The organism is Polaromonas sp. P1_E1_2 (assembly GCF_056406035.1).
Map to the genome: position 1 here is coordinate 1 of NZ_JBFUAZ010000610.1, position 2,558 is coordinate 2,558.

Annotated in this window: 4 protein-coding genes; 3 read left to right on the forward strand and 1 reads right to left on the reverse strand. The window is 61.6% G+C overall.

Translation table 11 applies throughout. The annotated features are described in order from the left end of the window. Window positions 1-642: alpha/beta hydrolase (locus AC1D1P_RS20670; RefSeq protein WP_477674250.1), on the forward strand; the 642-nt coding region annotated here is incomplete at its 5' end. A 206-nt stretch (window positions 643-848) separates the two neighbouring features. Then, on the forward strand, window positions 849-1,205 hold the full coding sequence (locus AC1D1P_RS20675) for a cyclophilin-like fold protein (protein ID WP_477674253.1): 357 nt from the start codon (window positions 849-851) through the stop codon (window positions 1,203-1,205). A 125-nt stretch (window positions 1,206-1,330) separates the two neighbouring features. Here AC1D1P_RS20675 and AC1D1P_RS20680 read toward each other — a convergent pair whose 3' ends face one another. Beyond that, a complete protein-coding gene (locus AC1D1P_RS20680; RefSeq protein WP_477674251.1) occupies window positions 1,331-1,981 on the reverse strand; it encodes an FMN-dependent NADH-azoreductase in 651 nt (216 codons plus the stop codon). A 243-nt stretch (window positions 1,982-2,224) separates the two neighbouring features. Between AC1D1P_RS20680 and AC1D1P_RS20685 the strand changes: the two genes are divergently transcribed. Beyond that, on the forward strand, window positions 2,225-2,558 hold a 334-nt coding region (locus AC1D1P_RS20685), incomplete at its 3' end, for a LysR family transcriptional regulator (RefSeq protein ID WP_477674252.1).

Genomic DNA, 2,558 nt, shown 5'->3' on the forward strand with positions numbered 1-2,558 from the left:
AGCCAGGCGTTTGTAGACAGGCTGCAGATCGGCGCCATCGGAATCTGCGGCAGCGGCAGTTTTGTCATCAGTGCGGCGAAGATCGACCCACGCATGAAAGCCATCGCCACGGTGAGCATGTATGACATGGGTGCGGCCAATCGCGACGCCCTCAATCATTCGCAGACCCTTGAGCAGCGCAAGCAGATCATCGCCGCCGCCGCGGCGCAGCGCGATGTGGAATTCAAAGGTGGCGCAATCCAGTACACCAGCGGTACCGTTCATGAGCTCACGGCAGACACGCATCCCATCCAGCGCGAGTTCTATGACTTCTACCGCACGCCGCGAGGCGAATACACGCCCACGGGCGGATCGGCGCGAACCACCACGCACCCGACCCTGACCAGCAACGTCAAGTTCATGAACTTTTACCCGTTCAATGACATCGAGACGATCTCGCCTCGCCCCATGCTGTTCATCACGGGCGACCAGGCGCATTCGAAAGAATTCAGCGAAGACGCCTACAAGCGGGCCGCCGAACCGAAAGAGCTGTTCATTGTTCCGGGCGCCGGCCACGTGGATTTGTATGACCGGGTGACGCTGATTCCCTGGAGCAAGCTGACCGCGTTCTTTGGCAAGCACCTGGTGCAGACCGGCGCCTGATGGCGGTTCGGGCAATCATCAACGCGGCGGGCGGCGTCCGCGTCGAACGCGAGACCGCCTTTCACTTCGCCGCGCGCAGACGGAGGTTTTGCGCCTCGCTGATGCTGCCACTGCTTTGCGCGAGTAGTCTCGCTGCTGCGGGCGGCGACACTCGGGCAGTTTCCCAACAACCATCTGACCCGACACCCCGCAGGAAGGTCCCCGTGATGAAAATTCAGATGAGCGTGGATGGCATCGTCATTGCGACGGCAACACTTGACAGCAATGACAGCGCCAGAGATTTTGCGGCACTGCTTCCGCTGAACCTTGTGTTGAAAGACTACGCGGCCACCGAAAAAGTCGCTGACTTGCCGCGTGCTCTGTCAACGAAGGGCGCGCCGGTAGGGCACAAGCCCTCCACAGGCGATATCGGTTACTACGCTCCCTGGGGCAATCTGGCCATTTATCACAAGGACTTCGCTTTTTCAGACGGCCTGGTCCGCCTCGGGCGGCTTGACTCAGGGCTGGACGCCATGCGGCGCCCCGGTCCTGTTGCGGTGAGGGTCGAACAGGCTCCTCCATGACGCTGCACGGCACAACGTGTCTGGCCGTGTGCATCGGGCAGATGATGTTGGCGAAACAAAAAAAGCCCGCAACTGCGGGCTTTCTTCTGTGCGGCGTTGCGGCGTCATGGCCGGACGCCGGCAACTCAAGCAGCCAGCGCGGCTTTTTCCTGGTTGGCGGATTTTTGCGTGTGGGTCACGATTTCAATTTGCGCGGCGGCCAGCGCGGCTTCCTTGGCGGCTTCGCCCATGGCCAGGCCTTCGGCGCGCACAAAACGCACGTCGGTGATACCGAAGAAGCCGAACACCACTTTCAGGTAGCTCTCCTGGTGTTCCAGGGCTGTCATCGCGTCGCTGGTTGAATACACACCGCCACGCGCAGAAGCCACGATCACCGTCTTGCCGCCGGCCAGGCCCACGGGGCCTTTGTCGGTGTACTTGAAGGTGCGGCCGACTTGCGCAACGCGGTCGATCCAGGCCTTGAGCTGGGTGGGAATCGCGAAGTTGTAKAGCGGTGCGCCCACGACGATCACGTCAGCGGCCAGGAATTGCGACACCAGCGCTTCAGACACGGCGTTTTCGCGCTTTTGCACGTCGCTCAGGGCCGTGCCGGCAGGCATGCGGAAACCCAGCGATTCGGCGGAGAGGTGGGAAGGTGTGTCGGCGGCCAGGTCGAGGTAGCTGACTTCGGTGGCGGGGTTGGCGGTGCGCCATGAGGCCACGATCTGGGCCGTGAGCTGGCGGGAAACCGAGTTGCCGCCAAGGATGCTGGAGTCGATGTGAAGAAGTTTGGTCATGGTGAATTCCTTGAATGAAGTGATTGATCGGGTGGGATAAACCGGTTTTCAGGCCGTGTTCACCTTGAACCGCAGCCATGGGATAGATTGTGCGGATGAGTCGAGTGTTTGATAAGTTGGCAAAAATGTGACTTATCGTTCTACTGGTGAGACAATAAACGCCGCAAAATCACAAAATTCCTTCAAACCGGCGCCATCGCGCGCGGTGCAAGGCGAGCAAAAGGCGGCGAAAGGACTTTTCCCATGCAAGACCTCAATGACATGCTGTATTTCGCCGAAGTGGTGGAGCGGGGCGGCTTTGCCGCCGCCGGGCGGGCGCTGGGGCTGCCCAAGTCGCGCCTGTCGCGCCGCGTGGCTGAGCTGGAGGCGCGGCTGGGCGCGCGGCTGCTGCAGCGCACCACCCGCAAGCTTTCATTGACTGAGGTCGGCGAGATTTACCTGCGCCACTGCATCGCCATGCGCGACGAGGCCATGGCGGCGTCTGAAGCCGTGGCGCAAATGCAGGTCGAGCCACGCGGCACGCTGCGCATCACCTGCCCGGTCACGCTGGCGCAAAGCACGGTGGGCTACCTGGTGC

What these genes read in the sequence shown, in the direction of transcription:
- AC1D1P_RS20675 (WP_477674253.1), top strand. Translation starts at nt 849, where the DNA reads ATGAAAATTCAGATGAGCGTGGATGGCATCGTCATTGCGACGGCAACA.